General features: G+C 60.1%; 15 protein-coding genes. 6 read left to right on the forward strand and 9 right to left on the reverse strand.

The features are described 5' to 3' along the window. Positions 1-77: 77 nt before the first annotated feature. From purE to OCV66_RS12615, 4 genes are all read right to left on the reverse strand, one after another. The gene (gene purE / locus OCV66_RS12600; RefSeq protein WP_054328063.1) at positions 78-569 is read right to left on the reverse strand and encodes a 5-(carboxyamino)imidazole ribonucleotide mutase; all 492 of its coding nucleotides are present in this window, start codon (positions 567-569) and stop codon (positions 78-80) included. A gap of 309 nt (positions 570-878) precedes the next feature. Further along, a complete protein-coding gene (locus OCV66_RS12605) occupies positions 879-2,057 on the reverse strand; it encodes a glycosyltransferase (protein ID WP_082397347.1) in 1,179 nt (392 codons plus the stop codon). Continuing rightward, complete coding sequence (csaB, locus tag OCV66_RS12610) at positions 2,054-4,297, reverse strand: polysaccharide pyruvyl transferase CsaB (RefSeq protein ID WP_242977981.1); 2,244 nt, start codon at positions 4,295-4,297, stop codon at positions 2,054-2,056. Before csaB ends, OCV66_RS12605 begins: the two co-directional genes overlap by 4 nt. Positions 4,298-4,416: 119 nt before the next feature. Then, positions 4,417-4,908: a hypothetical protein gene (locus OCV66_RS12615; RefSeq protein ID WP_054328067.1), complete on the reverse strand. Its 492-nt coding sequence runs from the start codon at positions 4,906-4,908 to the stop codon at positions 4,417-4,419. Positions 4,909-5,071: 163 nt separating this feature from the next. Between OCV66_RS12615 and OCV66_RS12620 the strand changes: the two genes are divergently transcribed. Next, positions 5,072-6,517 carry a lipopolysaccharide biosynthesis protein gene (locus tag OCV66_RS12620; protein ID WP_147574483.1) on the forward strand — a complete coding sequence of 482 codons (1,446 nt, stop codon included), beginning with the start codon at positions 5,072-5,074 and terminating at the stop codon, positions 6,515-6,517. Between the two features lie 48 nt (positions 6,518-6,565). On the opposite strand, the gene OCV66_RS12625 is transcribed toward OCV66_RS12620, so the two are convergent. Then, positions 6,566-7,072, reverse strand: coding sequence for a helix-turn-helix domain-containing protein (locus OCV66_RS12625; RefSeq protein ID WP_054328069.1), 507 nt, complete (start codon positions 7,070-7,072; stop codon positions 6,566-6,568). Between the two features lie 188 nt (positions 7,073-7,260). On the opposite strand from OCV66_RS12625, the gene aspS reads away from it, so the two are divergent. Both aspS and OCV66_RS12635 read left to right on the forward strand, forming a co-directional pair. Beyond that, on the forward strand, positions 7,261-8,586 hold the full coding sequence (gene aspS, locus OCV66_RS12630) for an aspartate--tRNA(Asn) ligase (RefSeq protein ID WP_107631809.1): 1,326 nt from the start codon (positions 7,261-7,263) through the stop codon (positions 8,584-8,586). Between the two features lie 307 nt (positions 8,587-8,893). Then, positions 8,894-11,098, forward strand: a complete 2,205-nt coding sequence (locus OCV66_RS12635; RefSeq protein ID WP_262564653.1) for an S-layer homology domain-containing protein — start codon at positions 8,894-8,896, stop codon at positions 11,096-11,098. Between the two features lie 102 nt (positions 11,099-11,200). On the opposite strand, the gene OCV66_RS12640 is transcribed toward OCV66_RS12635, so the two are convergent. Then, positions 11,201-11,422, reverse strand: coding sequence for a helix-turn-helix domain-containing protein (locus OCV66_RS12640; RefSeq protein WP_054328072.1), 222 nt, complete (start codon positions 11,420-11,422; stop codon positions 11,201-11,203). An 11-nt stretch (positions 11,423-11,433) separates the two neighbouring features. Continuing rightward, positions 11,434-11,949, reverse strand: coding sequence for a DUF2975 domain-containing protein (locus OCV66_RS12645; protein WP_054328073.1), 516 nt, complete (start codon positions 11,947-11,949; stop codon positions 11,434-11,436). 308 nt (positions 11,950-12,257) lie between these two features. Between OCV66_RS12645 and OCV66_RS12650 the strand changes: the two genes are divergently transcribed. From OCV66_RS12650 to OCV66_RS12660, 3 genes are all read left to right on the forward strand, one after another. Further along, the gene (locus OCV66_RS12650) at positions 12,258-12,797 is read left to right on the forward strand and encodes an RNA polymerase sigma factor (RefSeq protein ID WP_054328074.1); all 540 of its coding nucleotides are present in this window, start codon (positions 12,258-12,260) and stop codon (positions 12,795-12,797) included. Further along, positions 12,778-14,160, forward strand: coding sequence for a hypothetical protein (locus OCV66_RS12655; protein ID WP_054328075.1), 1,383 nt, complete (start codon positions 12,778-12,780; stop codon positions 14,158-14,160). The genes OCV66_RS12650 and OCV66_RS12655 overlap by 20 nt, the downstream gene beginning before the upstream one ends. A 274-nt stretch (positions 14,161-14,434) precedes the next feature. Next, on the forward strand, positions 14,435-14,692 hold the full coding sequence (locus tag OCV66_RS12660) for a hypothetical protein (RefSeq protein ID WP_054328076.1): 258 nt from the start codon (positions 14,435-14,437) through the stop codon (positions 14,690-14,692). A 38-nt stretch (positions 14,693-14,730) separates the two neighbouring features. On the opposite strand, the gene OCV66_RS12665 is transcribed toward OCV66_RS12660, so the two are convergent. Both OCV66_RS12665 and OCV66_RS12670 read right to left on the reverse strand, forming a co-directional pair. Beyond that, positions 14,731-15,480, reverse strand: coding sequence for a GNAT family N-acetyltransferase (locus tag OCV66_RS12665; RefSeq protein WP_082397351.1), 750 nt, complete (start codon positions 15,478-15,480; stop codon positions 14,731-14,733). Further along, a complete protein-coding gene (locus tag OCV66_RS12670) occupies positions 15,477-16,541 on the reverse strand; it encodes an aminopeptidase P family protein (RefSeq protein WP_054328077.1) in 1,065 nt (354 codons plus the stop codon). Before OCV66_RS12670 ends, OCV66_RS12665 begins: the two co-directional genes overlap by 4 nt. Position 16,542: the final 1 nt, after the last annotated feature.

The following is a 16,542-nucleotide window of genomic DNA, read 5'->3' on the forward strand; positions in this document are numbered from 1 at the left end:
CATTTCCTCCATTTATATGTGTAATTTAAAAACAAACAAACCTTTGTTTTTGGGTTTTACCCAGTCCGCGCAGGTGGTTACGCAAACTGCGCCTTTACCTTTTCATCCTTGTCCATGACCTCGTCGGCCATTTCCTGCTTAAACTGCCGCAGCTTTCCGGCAAGCGCTTCGTCCGACAGGGCGAGCATCTGCGCCGCTAGGATAGCTGCGTTGTCCGCGCCGTCAATCGCCACGCACGCGACCGGAATGCCCTTGGGCATCTGCACCATGGACAGCAAGCTGTCCATGCCGCCCATCACGCTGGTTCCCATCGGCACGCCGATGACCGGCAGCGTGGTGTAGGCTGCCAGCACGCCGCCCAAATGCGCGGCCTTGCCCGCCGCTGCGATGATCACGCCGAAGCCCTCTGCCGCCGCGTTTTTCGCAAGCTGCTCCGCCGCCGCGGGCGTGCGGTGCGCGGAGCAGATCCGCACCTCGGCCGGTATGGCAAACGATTTCAGCCGGTCCACGCATTTTTCCATAACCTTCAGGTCGCTGTCCGACCCCATGACGACGAGCACCTTTTTCATCGCATATTCCTCCTCAAAAACAAATGAGGACACGGATAGACCCGTGTCCTATATACGCGCTCAATTAGCTGCACCGATGCCCGAAAGCATGCACGAATGCCCGGTACCCAGATTGAAGAACTGCATGCGGATAGACTGCGCCGCCTTATCCAGAAACACGCTTCCGATCATGTGTACACCTCTTTCGCTGCTTGTCCTGCTATCAGTGGAGATACATCAATATTTTATCCAAAGCGCCTGTGTATTGCAAGCGTTTTACGCCGTTTTTTCTCGTTTTGTACAAATGCCCAAAGATGGGGGCCGCGGCTCTCAGCTTTCGTGCAGAACGCCCTTTCCGTACAGCACCGCCTCAATCTGGCGCACGCGCTCGCTCCAGGAGCACTGCGCGCCATAGGCCAACCGTTTGGCCACTTTCTCCGGATCATTTTCCGTCGCTGCCGCGTCGCACATAGCGATAAACTCGTCCGCGTCGTGCGCGATATACACCACGTCCGCGAAATCCTCGACCTGCAGCGGCTCGCGTGTGGAAACCACCGGCTTGCCGGTCGCAAGGTACTCGTAAAACTTGAGCGGGGATACGTCGCGGCTCAGCGCACCCGCGCGAAACACATTCAGGCATACATCCATCTGCGCCAGGTACGCAGGCAGCTCGGGCTGCGGCACCAGGCCGTGGAACACGATATTGGGATACTGCCGCAAATGCGACAGATCCACGCCCGGCAGCGTCCGGCCGATCAGGAAAACAGTCGCATCCGGCCGATCCTTTGCCAGCTTTTCGATCAGCGCGTAATCGATGCACTCCTGCAGCATGCCCACAAACCCGAACACTGGATGCTTCAGGCTTTTCATATCTTCCGGACAAGGCAGGCTGCCTTTTTCGGTCTGCACGCGCGAAAAGATCTCATACGCCGCGCCATTCGGGATCATTTTTGTCGTGGGGTTCACCTTTTCCAGCGTTTTGGCCAGCCCGACCGCAGTCGCAAACACCTGATCCGCCACCCCCGCAAGGTCGCGCTCCATCCGGTCCACCACCACCGGATCGATATGCCCCTTGTAAGCCGAATGGCGGTCCACGCAGTCATAAACCAGCGCGCGGTGCGGCACATGCGCCGCGATATCGCAGGAGGACGGCGAGTAGCACCAGAGCACCGTTTCCTCCCCGAAGCCGTGCTCGCACATCTTCCGGCGCACGAATGCGGCCTGGCGCTTCTGGTTGAGGCGGTTGACCCACCGGAACTTGTTGAAAAACGGCAGGACGGGCGGCAACGCGTAGACAGTGATGTTTTCATGCCCCTCCACCTTTTCCCCCGGCCGCTTGTATTTCGAGAGATACGCGGACGCTTTTTTGGCCTTGAGCGGCGCAATCACCGACACCGGCGGATCAAAATACAGCACCTCCGCGTTCCGCAGGCGGCTCATCACGTTCTGCTTGCGGGTCGGCAGCGGGTGGTAGTTGGTCGTCGACAGACAGACGATATGGTTTTTCATGCGTTTTCCCCGTCCTTTTTTTCACACTTCAATCCCAGCAGCAGCGCAGCGCAGCGCACGTTCTCCTGCTCGCGCTCGCGCAGCATTCCGGCGGTGCGGCGCACCTCCCCATCCAGCGCGCCGGACACACACTCGTCGATCAGGCGGCACAGCGGCTCCGCGCGCACGGTCTGCAGCTGCAGACAGGTGCGGCTGCCGATATATTTGAGAAAACCGTCCACCTTGATGTCGTAGCTCATGCCCACGACCGGCACGCCTTGTCCAGCGGAAAACATCAGCGAGTGCAGGCGGATGCCGACCACGGTTTTCATGCGCGCCAGGATGCCGATGGTCACCTCGATCGGCTGGCGGGTGCGCACCGCGTGCCACGGGCAGCGGAGCAGCGCCCCCACCCGCTCGGCGGGCAGCAGGTCGTTCGGGAATTCGATGGGGACGAACACCGGTGTCAGCCCATGTCTCTCATAGGCGTAATTGGCCGCCGCCGCAATCTCGGGCAACGCCGCGTCCAGCCCTTTCCAGTTTCGCAGGCCGAAGCCGATATAGCGCCCCTCAGGATCGATGCCGCTCTGCTCCATGGCGAGCGACACGACCTCGCGCGGCGCGGGGTCCAGGATAATCGTCGGGTCGGCGGATACGCGGATGTCCGGACGGGTCACGCCCATCTCGGCCAGAAGCGAACGGGAGTTATCGTCGCGCAGCGTAATGCGGTCGACCGACCGGTCGATCGTCTTGGCCGCCATGACGCGGTTGCCCGCGCGGTTGATCGGGCCGATGCCGCAGCCGTACATCATCACCTTGCAGCCGCGCTTTTTCGCCGCGCGCAGGGTGTAGCAGTAATACCAGATCGACCGCGTTGAGGTGACGTCCTGCATCAGCGAGCCGCCGCCGTTGATATACAGTGCCGCGCGCCGGAACCGCCGCAGCACGGCGAACACGTTGAACGTATAAATCGCGTTCGTCCGGTAGACCAGGCGAGTCTCTTTCGGGCGGCGGGACATAACGCAGATCGTGCGCTCCGGATCGAGCGCACGCATCTCCTGCACGATCGCCTCCAAAATAGCGTCGTCGCCCGCATTGCCGCGCCCGTACGCGCCGCAGATCACGATGCTCTCGCGCTCGTGTTTGGGCCGGTGGAAGCGGGCGAGCAGATGGCGGTAATTCGCCTCCTGCCGCGCGCACATATTCTCCCGGGAAAACTCGCGGGAGGCCTTGTCGTACAGCGCCTCGGAAAAGGCGCAGCGCAGCGCGGGGTCGTTTGCCAGGCGCGCCATGTATCTGGCAAGCTGGCGGTCGTCCCCAACTGGGAAAATATAGCCGTTTTCGCCCGTGTCGATCAGTTCGGGCATGCCGCCCACATCCGAGCAGATGGTCGCGCAGCCCGCGCAGACGCCTTCGAGGATGGAGTACGGGAAAGTTTCGGACACCGAGGACAAAAGGTTGATGTCCATTGCGCGGAAAAACGGCCCGACTGGGGAAACCCAGCCGCAGAACGTCACGCGCTCCGCCACGCCGAGCTGGGCGCACAGCCTGCGGAGCATCTCCTCATCCTCGCCGTCGCCCGCGATGAACAGGCGCAGCTGCGGCGCCTCCTCAAGCGCCGCGGCAAAGCCGCGCACGGTCGTCGCAATATCCTTGACCGCGGTCAGACGCGCGGCGATCCCGCACAGCACGTCGCCCTCCTCCACCTCCACGCCGTAGGTATCCCGCAGATAGGCAGCACGGTCAAATTCGCCCTCCGGCCGTTTGAAATCCATGCCGTTGTAAATCTTCACAATCCGTTCGGGATCGAAGCCGCGCTCGATCAGCGTGCGCGCCATCCGGTCCGCGACCGGCTGGTAAAAATCCAGAAAACGCAGCGCGACCGCGTTCGCCGCGCCGAATGTATGCTGCTTGAACGGATTGCCGAGATAGTCCAGCTTATAATCCGAATGCACGGTCGTCACGATCGGCACCTGGCGCGAACGGCGTACCATCGCCCCCATCAGATTGGCGCGACCGCCGTGGCAGTGGATAATGTCCGGCCGGAACTCGTCCACCAGGTCGCGCATCGCGCGCGCCGCGCGGAACGGGTTATGCCGCTCGATCACGCGGACGTCGATGCCGCGCTCACGCGCCTCATCCGCAAACGGGCCTGCGCGAAACGAAAGCAGCATAACCTCGTTCCGCCGGCTCAGGCCGGTGACCATATTCATAATGTGGGTTTTGGCGCCGCCCACGTCGCCGCCGCCCATAACATGCATGACTCGCAAGGGCAACTCCTCCTGATAAGGCTGGTAATACTCGCATGAGTATACCATAGTATACCACGGAACACCGGCAAATGCAAAAGAAAGCCGCCCGTCAGGGGCGGCTCTCCCGCTCACGGGAGATAGGTAAGAACGGTCACGCCGTTTTCCGTGCTTTTGGAGAACACGGCGTTGTCCTCATAGCGCAGCACGCCGTATCCCTCGTCCCCGTGATTGAAAGGGATGCGGATATCGTAGCCAAGGTTATCCGGATACGCACAAACGCTCGCCACGACCCTTTCCTTCCCCCACTCGACAAACACAAGCTGCACCATCCCCTCGCTGACGCTCTCCTTGACTGCGTCACTGTCCAGCCGGATGATGCTTTGGATTTCCTCCTTCGAGGTATATGGGCCAAATGTATATACCTCGTCCCACTCGAACGGGACCAGCTCGTTCAGGGATACCTGGGTCGACTCCTCCGGTATTGCCTCCACCGCGTGTTCAAGCGCGCGGGCATTCACACCGGCCAGCCCGCCGCTGAACAGGTAGCCGCCCAAAATAACGGCCAACAGCAAAATAAAAACATAGGATGGTATCCTGATCTTCCCTCTTTGGCTGTACATTGCATTCCTCCGTTCACAGCTTGTGTATTGTTCCATCCGGTTTTATCATAGCATACCGCCGCGCCCGCCGCAAGGAAAAGGCGTTTCCAGCAAAGCCGTATTTGTTTTTGCCGCCATATCATGCTATACTATGGTTATCTGACCGAAAGCGAGGGTTCCTCATTTGTCCGGTAAAAACACTATGACGCGCGACGCGATGCTGTTCCTCCCCGCCAAGGTGGTCGAGGGGCTGCTCGTCATCGCGTGCTCTTCCTTGTATACGCATATTTTCACACAGGGCGCGGTCGGCACGTTCGGCATTGTCAACACGACCGTGCAGTTCTGTTATCTGGTCGTCGCGGGCTGGATGGCGAACGCCGCCACGCGCTATGTGGGCGAGGAATTCCGCAGGGACCGCGCCAGCGCGCTGTTTTCGACCGTTTCAGCCATCTATCTGCTGATCTGCGCGGCCGTCGCGGCCGTCGCGCTCTGCGCGGCCGCGGTCACGCGCGATCCGGTCTGGCTCGGCGGCGCGTGCATGTTCTTCAGCTATACCGTGTTCCAGATCCTCAACTCCGCGCTGATCCAGCTCGGCCGGATGCGCGCCTCCATCTCGCTCAGCCTGTTTTCCGCGGCGGGCAAGCTGGCTATCGCTTATGCGATCGTCCACGGCGCATCCGATTACCCCTCCGCCGCGCCCGCGTTCATCGCCAACACCCTCGCGGACGGTCTGGCCGGCCTGGGCGCGGTCTTCGCGCTGTCCATCCCGACGGTCGCGCGCCTGCGCTGGTTCTCCCGCCCCCTGCTGCACAAGTTTTTCGCCTACGGCGTGCCGCTCATGGGGGTATCGATCGCGGTCGCGCTGCTCAACATGATCGACCGCTATCTGGTGACGGGTTTTTTCGGCAAGGAGGCCTTTGCGGTCTACAACCAGAACAACTCGATCGCTTCTGGTATTTTTACGATGATCTCGGTCGGCATCATGCGCGGCGTATACCCGAACGTGCTGCGCGCCTGGCGCGACGGCGGACAGGCCGCCGCCAAGCCGCTGCTCGACCAGGGCGTGCGGCTGTATCTGCTGATCGCGGTACCGGCTGTCGCAGGGCTGTCCGCGGTGGCGCTGCCCATGTCCCGCTTCCTGTTCGCGGCGGGGTACGACGCGGGCGCGCCGGTCATCGCCTACACCGCGCTCGCCATGCTTTTCATGGGGCTGACCGAATACGCCAACAAGGCGTATGAGCTGGAGCAGTCCACCATCCATGTGCTGCAGAACAGCGCAGCGGCGGCGGCCATCAAGGTGGTGTGCAGCGTTGTGCTGCTCAAAACGCTCGGGTTCACCGGCGGCGCGCTCGGCTCGGTCGTCGCGTTCGCCTCGTATTTTATCATTACGGCGGTGCGCGTGCGCAAGCGCTTTATTTTCCGCGTACCCGCGAAAAGCCTGGCGCGCATCCTGGTCTGTGCGCTGCTCTGCGGCGCGGCGGCGTTTGGCTGCACGCTGTTGCCCGTGAATAACCTGCTGCGGCTGGTCTGCGCGGTCGCGGCGGGCGCGGCGGTGTACGCAGTAGCCATCATCGCCAGCGGCGAGGGACGTGCGGAAGCGCAAGCCGTACTGAAAAGGCTGAAGCGATAATAAAAGGCAGATACGGTCATACTGTATCTGCCTTTCGGGTTTCATCATCTAGTCCTTTCGTGTCAGGAAAAGTCCAAGGAATGCAGCAACCAAGATAAGCGGCGCCACTCTGACAAACAGCCATTCAAATGCGTGCAACGCAACGCCGAGAACAGCCGTTTCCGGATCACTGTAATCCCAGCCCAGGTAAGGACTTTCCAACGCCAATAAGAATGCAAAAATTGCTGCTATGCCTGCGCACAATGCGATAAGGAGCCAATGCAGCATTTTCTTTCCTGCGGCTTTTCTCTGTGCGAGCTGCAAGTTTATCACCTCTAGCTTTGCGGAAATCGCCTTTAAGTCATCAGCTTCCGGCTCCGTGACGTTTTCTCCAAGCAGCGTGCTCACGGGTGTTGCAAGCGCTTCCGATAGGGAGATCAACATATCAGAATCAGGAACTGACAAGCCTTGCTCCCACTTGGAAATTGTTTGTCGCACCACGTTCAGCTTTACAGCAAGCTCCTGTTGCGAAAGACCTTTTGATTTTCTGATTGCTTTTATGTTTTCTTTGAGCATCGGGGATAGCCTCCATTCTTCTGGTCTTTGTCATAATTATATGAGGAGCTGCCCGTTGCTGCAAGCAACGCATTTTAACATTTAAGCGAATCCCGTCTGCTTTTTCCCGTAAAAAACTTGTTTATCTTCTCTTTTCATGGTACAATGTATTCCTGTATGAGAATGCTGAATAGAGAGGCGTTATAATTATGGAAATGATTCATGAAGCGGGACAGTACGTTGATACCGTCAAGCGCGTCTGCGGCGCGGTCGGTAGCGAGGTCACGTTCCGCGGCACCGTACACCGCGCCCGTGATATGTCCGATTTTTCGTTCATCATCATGCGTGTCGAGCGCGGCCTGATCCAATGCACGTTCCAGGGGGACGAGATCGGCGGCGTCAAGCGCGCGGATATTCGGGACGCCATGGTGCTCGAGGTCACCGGCAAGGTGCATGAGGAACCCCGAGCCGAGCACGGCATCGAGGTTGTGCTGAGCGCGGTCAAAGTCATCGGCCGCCCGTACGAGCAACTTCCCGTGCCGCTGGGCAAAAAATATATGGGCCTGTCGCTCGACGTCGATCTGCCGCTGCGCCCGATCACCCTGCGCCATCCGGTCAAGCAGGCCGTGTTCCGCGTACAGGGCGCGATTGCGGACGGCTTCGCCCAGTATATGCAGGCGCAGGGCTTTACCCACATCCACACGCCCAAGATCGTTGTCGCTGGCGCAGAGGGCGGCGCGAACCTGTTCAAGCTGGACTACTTCGGCCAGCCCGCTTACCTGGCGCAGTCGCCCCAGTTCCACAAGCAGTACCTTGCGGGCGCGTTCGGCCGCGTGTTCGAGATCGGCTCGGTTTACCGCGCCGAGCGGCATAATACCTCGCGCCATTTGAATGAGTATATCGGCCTTGATTTCGAGATGGCCTATATCGATTCCATGTATGACGTGATGGCAATGGAAACCGGCATGTTAAAGTCGGTCATGGCTTACGTCAAGGAGCATTGCGCGGAGGAGCTGGCACTTCTCAAGGCCGACGTGCCGGAGATCCGCGAGATCCCGACCATCCGCTTCCATGAGGCCAAGCAGATCATGGAGGAAAAATACGGCCATAAATCCAAAAACCGTTACGACCTCAATCCGGACGAAGAGGTTCTGCTCTGCCAGTGGGCCAAGGAGCAGCACGACAGCGAGTTCGTATTCGTTACGCACTTCCCGTCCGCCAAGCGTCCGTTTTACGCGATGGACGATCCGGAGGACCCCAAGCTGGCGTTGTCGTTCGACCTGCTGTTCCGCGGGCTGGAGGTCACGACGGGCGGCCAGCGCATCCACGATTATCAGGAGCAGATGGACAAGCTCGCGGCCCGCAAGATGAACGCGGAGCTGTTTGAGTCGTTCACCATTCTGCACAAGTATGGCATGCCGCCGCACGGCGGCCTGGGCATCGGCCTGGAGCGCCTGACCATGCAGCTTCTGAGGCTAAACAATGTGCGCGACGCTTCCATGTTCCCGCGCGACATGAACCGCTTGGAGCCGTAACCTCCTCCCCATCAATTGCTTTGTTCTGAAAAAGGGCCGCTGAAACGATGCGTTTCAGCGGCCTTTTTCTGTTACCCATCCTCAACAAGCCTGTACATGGTTTTACCACAAAAAGTTCTGCTATTTTGTTGTTTTTCTATTTTCTTCTTGTTATGGAATCCACATTGTTCTAAAACCAGCTTTTTATCATTGTTTTCCGGTCGAAATTGTCGTATAGTAAGCACCAGAGCGCGGTACCGCGCACCGTTACCGCCCGCATAGCCGCGGGCTCACCGCTATACGACCAATGAGGAGAATGCAAATGCGAATGAAAAAATCACTGGCCGCGATCCTGTCCTCCACGATGGCGCTGTCCATGCTGTCCGTTTCGGCCGCAGCCGCCAACGCAAAGCCCGTTATGGAGGACGCGGCAAACAGTTGGGCCGCCAGTTCGATTGACCGATGGGTGCAGCACGGCATCGTAGAGGGCAACAGCGACGGCACCTTCAAGCCGTACCGCTCCCTGTCCCGTGGCGAGCTTGCCGCTATTTTCACCCGCATGTTCGGCTTGACCGAAAAGGCGGAAAACAAGTATGCCGACCTGACCGGCAGCGAGTGGTACGCGGACGCGATCCTGAAATGCACTGCGGCCGGCATCCTTGAAGGCGACGGAAAAAACGCCAATGCAGCGGCCCCCGTCACCCGTCAGGAGGCAATGACCATGTTCGCCCGCGCAATGGGTATGGCGCCGGACGCCTCCCCCGACCTGAGCCAGTTCACCGACGGGGGCCGGGTCGCGGATTGGGCGGCGGGCTATATGGCGCCGCTTGCGGAAATGGGTATCCTGGACGGCGTAGGCGGCGGGCGTGTCGCGCCGGACGAGCATATCGACCGTGCTTCCACCATGGCGCTTCTGGACAAAGCGATCGAGGAATACATAACCTCGTCCGGCGAGATTGCGCTGGAAAATGAAAACGGCTTTACCGTTATCAATGCCGCCGCCAGCGCGCGCGATACTGAGGGCGTCACCCTTTCCGGCAAGGCCGCGGGCCTTGTCATTTCCGCGGGTACCGCGGCGGATGTGACGGCGGACGGCCTTACCGCCGGCAGCGTCCGGATTGATGGGCGGACCTCTGTTTCGCTGGACGGAGCTGCCAGCGCCGGCCGCGTGAACGTCCATGCCGCCGCGTCGGTCAGCGTCGGCGCTTCCTCCCAGGCTGGAGAGATCACGCTTCACGGCGCGGATGCGTCGCTGTCCGTTTTCGGTTCAGCAGACCGCGTCGAAATCGCCGAAACCGCCGCCTCCGCTTCGGTCATGGTTGCCACGGACGCGTCTGTGGAAACCGTCGCCATCTCCGCAGCGCAAACAGAGCTGTCCGCTTACGGCTCGATCGCTTCGGTTGATGTGACCAAGCAAGCTGCGGATACGCTGGTTTCCGCGGAAAGCGGCGCGCAGATCGATCGGGTATCGACCGCGGGCACGGGTACGACTGTCAAGGGCGCGGGTAAGGTGTCCCATGTTGCGGTTTCCGACGGCGCTTCCGGCGTCACAGTCAACACCATCGGATCCAAAATCGACAATAACAGCAGCGAGGCGGTATCCTCCGGAACCGGCTCGATCCAGCCCGGCCATGCCGGCACCTCGAACGGCGAGAACAGCGCGCCGACGCAGGACGGCCCTTCGAGCGGCGGCTCGGGTTCGGGCGGTGGGGACACTGTCCAGCAGGCCGATATCGTCAAGGCGCCGCTCCTCGACCAGTCGGGAACCATTGACGCCGATGCGCTTGTGCGGGATTATCAGGTTTCCAGCACTGTCAAAGGGGATGTGACCGAGGTCACCATCAGCGGCGAGCACCTGATGAAGCACCAGAACGCTCAGGGCGTTTCTGACTACTGGATTGGCTTCGGTATTCCGGCTAAGGAGGGCAATACCTACTATGCCGGATACGGCGCTGTTCCGGAAGAGCTCGGCGCGCCCGTGGACTCCATCGCAGACCGCACCTATGAAGAAAACGGCAAGACCTATAATACGGTATACTTCGGCTTGAAAGACGTGGATTTAGAAAACGGCGCGTATGTCGTCGTCAAAAACGGTGAAGACACCGCAGCCTATCGCGTCTCTTTCCAGGTCACGCTGGCACCCGTGGTGGAAAATATGCAGGTTTGGGTCGTAAACGACCAGGCCTCCTACGAGCGCCTCCCCGCAGACTATACGGGCGCGCATCCGTGGGACGATGCCTACCTGCAGCCGGAAAACGCGGCCGCGCTTCCGTGGTTGGCGGTCAGCTATGACAGCAACGTAACCGGCGCGGTGGAAATCCAGGTGACCAAGGACGGCACGCCGGTCGGCAGTAAATCACACGCGGAAAGCACGGTCAACACAGACCGCTACCAGCTCTGGCACCTGACCAAGCCCGCCGATTCCGAGGGCAGGGATTATTTTGACCAGGAGGATGCCGCTGGGACCTATGTGGTTACCATCCGCAAGGACGGCCAAACGGTATCGAGCGAGGCGCTCGTATACGCGCCGTAAACGAGGCGCGCCGCCATCCCATTCTCAAACACGGCCGGCTGCCGGCAGACACGGCTCCGGACATGCGCAGGGGCGCTGGAAGCAAAGCTTCCAGCGCCCCTGTTATTTTTCTTCCGTTTCCTCGCGCCGGTACTCCAGGATATCTCCCGGCTGGCAGTCCAGCGCACTGCAGATCGCGTTGAGCGTGGAAAAACGGATCGCGCTGATCTTTCCGGTTTTGATTTTGGACAGGTTGACGTTGGAAATGCCCACCCGCTCGGACAGCTCGCCCAGCGACATCTTCCGGTCCGCCATCACACGGTCAAGCCGTAATATGATTGCCATACGCCACCGCCCTACAGTGTCTCGTCAGCTTCCTGCTGCAAATGCGCACCATAAGCAAATGCATAGGACAGGCACAAAACCACACCGCCAAGCAGCAGGTAGTTCCAGTTGATCAGCGAACCTCCGCCGGCTTCCATCACGATGCGCACACCGCCGCGGAGCAGCGTCTCCTGCCGCTCCAGCGCAAAACCGCAGACGGTATAGAGCAGCTCGGGCAGGCTGCCGCGCAGCAGTCCCAGCGCCATCACCAGCAGGCCGATGCCGCGCACCGCACGAACATGGCACGGCAGGAACGGCGTCCCCTGTCGGTCGATTCCCCGGAAAATAGCACAGCCCAACCACAGGATCCCTGCTATCACGATCCAGAACAGCGTACTCCACCAGAACGAAATCCCACAGGCAAACCGTACCGCGCCCCGCCAGCCCTCCGTACCAGTCCAGCTTACGCCAAGGGAAAAATGCTCCACCAACATCTCCGCGGGCTGGAACAGCAGCCACGTCCCGTAGACGAGGCGCACCACAACCAAAGCCGCGGTGATCCAGAATAAAACCCGCAGCAGCGTCCCGATATCCGCGCATCTTGCCCGAACGATATCCTTCTACGTCTCCAGCATACATTTCACCTCTTCCTGAAGAATATCACAGGCGTATATCTTTGTCAATAATAATTTAATGATAATCAATAAATAATATATAATTTTCATTAATCTTCGGTTTGCATTCCCTATACTGCTTTGGTAACAAAACGGAAAAAACTCGCGCGGGCATGTCACAAAACCAAGCCGCCGCACGTTATAGAAAATGAACATGTTCTTTTCAGAAAGGGGGGCGCCGGATGGACGCCCGCACCTTGGATGAGCGCTTCGCTCTGGGCGGAGAACAGGCGCTCGCCGATGCGATCGAGCTGTACGGCCAGCCGCTTTTGCGGTATTGCCACCACATCCTCTGCGATTACCACGAAGCGCAGGACGCCGTGCAGACCACCTTTATCAAGGCCTATGATAACCGCAGCCGTTTTCGGGCAGGCACCAGCCTGAGCGCCTGGCTTTACCGACTTGCCTATACCACCTGTATCGACATGCTGCGCCGCCGGAAGTTCCAGCTTCTCACACCGCCGCCTGCCGCCGCCGACCCTGATTATATCGGGGACGACCTGCGGCGTGCGCTGCAAGCCTTGTCGCCGGAGCAGAGAGCGCTGGTATTCGGCCGCGTGATCGAGCAGCGCAGCTTCGATGCGTTGGCCGTCATTTACGGAAAGCCCGCCGCCACCCTGCGCAAGCGCTATGAACGCGCCCGCAAAAAGCTCGCGCAGGCATTGGAAGGCACGCCGGCAGAAAGGAGGAGGAAGCAGCCGTATGAGTCCAACACCCGATGAAATCCGCATCCGCGAAGCGCTTGAGCGCATCCAGACACCCGCTTACGACATCGCCGGGGCGGTCAGGGAGCAGCGCGCCCGGCGCGGCAGGCGTATGCCGCTGCGCAGCCCGCGGCGGCTTGTCTCCGCCGTGCTGGCGGCGGCCCTGCTGACCGTAACGGCCGCCGCCGTATTTCAGGTTTCGGTCGGCTGGAAAACCATCTTCGGGCAGGATGTTGTAATTCCCGACGAGCTCGCCATCCCTCTGCAGAAGGGCGCCACCATGAACGGCTGCACGCTGACGGTGGAGGATGCCATCGTCACCCGCACTGGCGTCGCGCTCATCTATTCCTTCCGTTATGCGGATGGCTCCCCCCTTTCCAACCCAATTCACTTTGAAACGGTTTCCCTTTTGACCGACGGGACAGATACCGCCTATTCCAGCCGCGGGCAGAGCATCTTTACGGATTCTCGAGATGCCGTCCAATATTTTTATCAGGAGTTCTCCCTTGCCGAGGATCCCGGCGACCGTGACCTTACCCTGACCATCGGCCCCGCCTCCAGCATGGAAACCAGTGAAGTCCTTACCGCCAGCCTTGACCTTGCGGCGGTTTATCAGGCGCATCCCATTGCGTTTCCCACCGACCAGCAGGACGCTTACCGCACCTCCGCCTATTTGGAGCAGGATACTTCCTCCGTCCCGCTTCCGCAGGCTTGGGAGTCTTCGGAGGTACAGTTCGCCGGCGTTGGTTTTATGGGGGACGAATTATGCCTTGCGCTGATCACACCGCCCTATGACCTGTATCAAGGCGTTTCCTGTGATATTGTTTCCCTGCTGGACACCCGAACGGGAAAAATCATCGACAATACCGGCAGCGGCACCTACCCGCTGGAGGGGGAGGACAGCGAAATCCGTGAGGCGCGCTTCCAGGGCTTGACCGTGGACGACCTACCGTATCTGCAGCCGCAGATCATCTACACCCGCAGCGTGCCGCTGACGCAGAAGCCTTGGGAGGTTTCTTTCCGCGCCAAAAGCGCGCAGACCTATTCCCGCGCGCTCAGCCTGGATCTTTCGGATGGCAGCCATATTGACCATCTGTTCCTGTCCCCGCTCGGCATCCGGATCGAAGGGACGCGTCCCGCCTCGCTGGACGAGGATGGGGGCTTGGACCGCGCGCCCCATATCGCCGTGATCCTGCAGGACAACAGTATAATTGGCGCCTCGGTTTCCGAGTGCGGCCTCTCCATGGAGGAATCGTCCGCGCGCGAAACGTTCGAGGTCACTTATGTTTACCAGGCAGGCACTGACAGCCGGCGCTTCCTGTCCGTCTCCGACGTGACGGGCATCCGCATCGGCGATACGACAATATCGATAGCAGAGTAGAAAGCCCATGGGGGCGAATAGCCGTGCGGCGGTGTGGGGCCGCTGCACGGCAAAAAGAGCAGCCGGTTGGATCAGGCTGCTCTTTCACTTATTGCACAACATTAATCCTTTTATTTTGTGCATCTCCTACAATTATTATGACCCGCCGCCGGTTTAGCGGCTCAAAATGATGAAAATACAGAAATCTGCAAAAAACGCTTTATTTTCCTGTCTTTTATGCTATAATGATAACATAAATCAGATTTTGGAAAGCATTGCACAGGAGGTAAGTACTATGACCAGAGGAATCCGCGTAAAAAATACGGACGACATTCAGAAGATCAACAAGATCGTCACCAAGTATGGCTTTGATATCTGGATCCACGGCAAGAGCGGCATGGTAGACGCCAAGAGCCTGCTCGGCATGTTCCTGCTCTCCCTCAACGAGCCTCTGCAGATCGTGCTGGAGGACAGCGTCGACCCGACCGCGTTGTTCAAGGATCTCGCCGACTACCTTGAGATCGACGACGAGGACGTTGACGAAAAGAAATGATTCTGCGCAAAAAGCCGCTGCTTTAGCAGCGGCTTTTTCTATTGCCATAGCTCATACGCCGGATATGCGCCTGCCGGAAGATAGCCCAGCGTTTTGTCCAGGTGTGCGGATACCGGATGCGCTGCATCCCAGGACGGATGCAGCCCCCGTTCGAGGCACGCGAGGATAAGCGCCGCCGCGCAGGCGCGTGCCAAGCCCAGCCTCCGGTGCGACGGATGGGTGTCGATCTCCACTTCGATGCCGCCCGGCCAGTCCGCATAGCAGGACGCGCCACACAGCAGCCGCCCCGCCCTTACTGCCGCTATCCCCAGCCCATGCGCTGCAAAGTCTTCCCAGTCAGGGTATTGCGAGGTCAGATCCCTGCTCCATTCCTCCTGCCCCGCCTGGCGGAACAGCGCCCCGTCCATCCAGCGCAGGGCGTACTCATCCGGCACGCGGGCGGCCAGCACTGACAGCTTCGCACGCTGAAAGGCGTTCTTTTTTGCAAAGGCATACCGCTCCGTCAGGCGCGCCTGTGGATAGCACTGTTCGATCAGCGGCCGCCAGTCCGGTGTGCGCGGGATCAGTATGGTATATGGCCGCGTGTTCTCCGGCTGCCAGGCCGCGACACGCGCGTCCGGCTCTCCCGCGAAAAAGCAGAAATCCCCGACGCGCACCTGCGCCGACCGGTATGCCCCATCCGCGACCGCATATCCCATTCGTCCGGCAAGATAGGCGTACAGCATGCCCTCCTCCCAGCCGTTTAGCAGCGGACCGATGCATTGGGGCGACGCAACGCGCCCGATCACAGGACCACCAGCGCCTTGGGCGCTTCGGTCAGGTTGATACAGCCGTCCTCAATCACATACAGCATATCCTCGATGCGCACGCCGAAGCGTCCCGACAGATAGATGCCCGGCTCGGCGGTTACGACCGCCCCCGCCGGAAGCCGCGCCTCGCCGCGCGGTCCCGCGGTCGGCGCCTCATGGATCTCCAGGCCGACGCCATGGCCAAAGCCGTGGCCGAACGCATCGCCGTATCCCGCGTCCGCAATGACCTGACGCGCCGCCGCATCCACCGCCCGTCCAGTGACGCCCGCCTTGCAGCACGCGATTCCCGCAAGCTGCGCGTTCAGCACCGTATCGTATACGGTCTGCATCTCGTCGGTCACATGACCGACCGCCACTGTGCGCGTCATGTCCGAGCAGTATCCGTCCACGATGCAGCCGAAGTCCATGGTGACGAAATCCCCCGCCGCGATCGCCTTTTCCGTCGGCACACCGTGCGGCTTGGAGCTGTTCGCGCCCGATACGACGATAGGGTCGAACGACATGTTTTCCGCGCCGTAATGCAACATCAGGTAGGTCAGCCGTGCGGCGACCTCTTTTTCGGTCACGCCAATCCGGATATCGTTCAGCACCTCTTCGAGCGCCCGCTCGGCAATGCGCTGTGCGGCGGCAATCCTGCCAACCTCATCGTCCTCTTTTGTGATGCGCAGGCGCTCCACACCATCCTCCAGGCGCATCGCCGCAGCGTGCAGCGCGGAGGACCAGGACATGTACTCCGCATAGGTCATCTGCTTGTCTTCCAGTGCGATTTTCTTTACGCCGTCCTGCCCAATCAGCTCGTTGATGACAGCGGAATAACTCCTCCCGCTGCCGATCTCGCGCACCTCGAATCCTGATACCGCGGCGCGCGCCGCCTCGACATAACGGAAATCCGTATAGAACACCGCCTGGTCCGCCGACAGGTAGACCGCGCCGGCGGTCGAATGGAATCCGGTCGCATACCGCCGACTGATTTCGCTGGTCAGCACCATCGCGTCATACGGCGCCTCGCGCAGCAGTGCGCGCAATTCTTCCCGTTTCATA

Source organism: Agathobaculum ammoniilyticum (assembly GCF_025567315.1).
Classification (GTDB): domain Bacteria; phylum Bacillota; class Clostridia; order Oscillospirales; family Butyricicoccaceae; genus Agathobaculum; species Agathobaculum ammoniilyticum.

What these genes read in the sequence shown, in the direction of transcription:
- purE (WP_054328063.1), bottom strand. Translation starts at nt 569, where the DNA reads ATGAAAAAGGTGCTCGTCGTCATGGGGTCGGACAGCGACCTGAAGGTT.
- OCV66_RS12605 (WP_082397347.1), bottom strand. Translation starts at nt 2,057, where the DNA reads ATGAAAAACCATATCGTCTGTCTGTCGACGACCAACTACCACCCGCTG.
- csaB (WP_242977981.1), bottom strand. Translation starts at nt 4,297, where the DNA reads ATGCATGTTATGGGCGGCGGCGACGTGGGCGGCGCCAAAACCCACATT.
- OCV66_RS12615 (WP_054328067.1), bottom strand. Translation starts at nt 4,908, where the DNA reads ATGTACAGCCAAAGAGGGAAGATCAGGATACCATCCTATGTTTTTATT.
- OCV66_RS12625 (WP_054328069.1), bottom strand. Translation starts at nt 7,072, where the DNA reads ATGCTCAAAGAAAACATAAAAGCAATCAGAAAATCAAAAGGTCTTTCG.
- aspS (WP_107631809.1), top strand. Translation starts at nt 7,261, where the DNA reads ATGGAAATGATTCATGAAGCGGGACAGTACGTTGATACCGTCAAGCGC.
- OCV66_RS12635 (WP_262564653.1), top strand. Translation starts at nt 8,894, where the DNA reads ATGAAAAAATCACTGGCCGCGATCCTGTCCTCCACGATGGCGCTGTCC.
- OCV66_RS12640 (WP_054328072.1), bottom strand. Translation starts at nt 11,422, where the DNA reads ATGGCAATCATATTACGGCTTGACCGTGTGATGGCGGACCGGAAGATG.
- OCV66_RS12650 (WP_054328074.1), top strand. Translation starts at nt 12,258, where the DNA reads ATGGACGCCCGCACCTTGGATGAGCGCTTCGCTCTGGGCGGAGAACAG.
- OCV66_RS12655 (WP_054328075.1), top strand. Translation starts at nt 12,778, where the DNA reads ATGAGTCCAACACCCGATGAAATCCGCATCCGCGAAGCGCTTGAGCGC.
- OCV66_RS12660 (WP_054328076.1), top strand. Translation starts at nt 14,435, where the DNA reads ATGACCAGAGGAATCCGCGTAAAAAATACGGACGACATTCAGAAGATC.
- OCV66_RS12670 (WP_054328077.1), bottom strand. Translation starts at nt 16,541, where the DNA reads ATGAAACGGGAAGAATTGCGCGCACTGCTGCGCGAGGCGCCGTATGAC.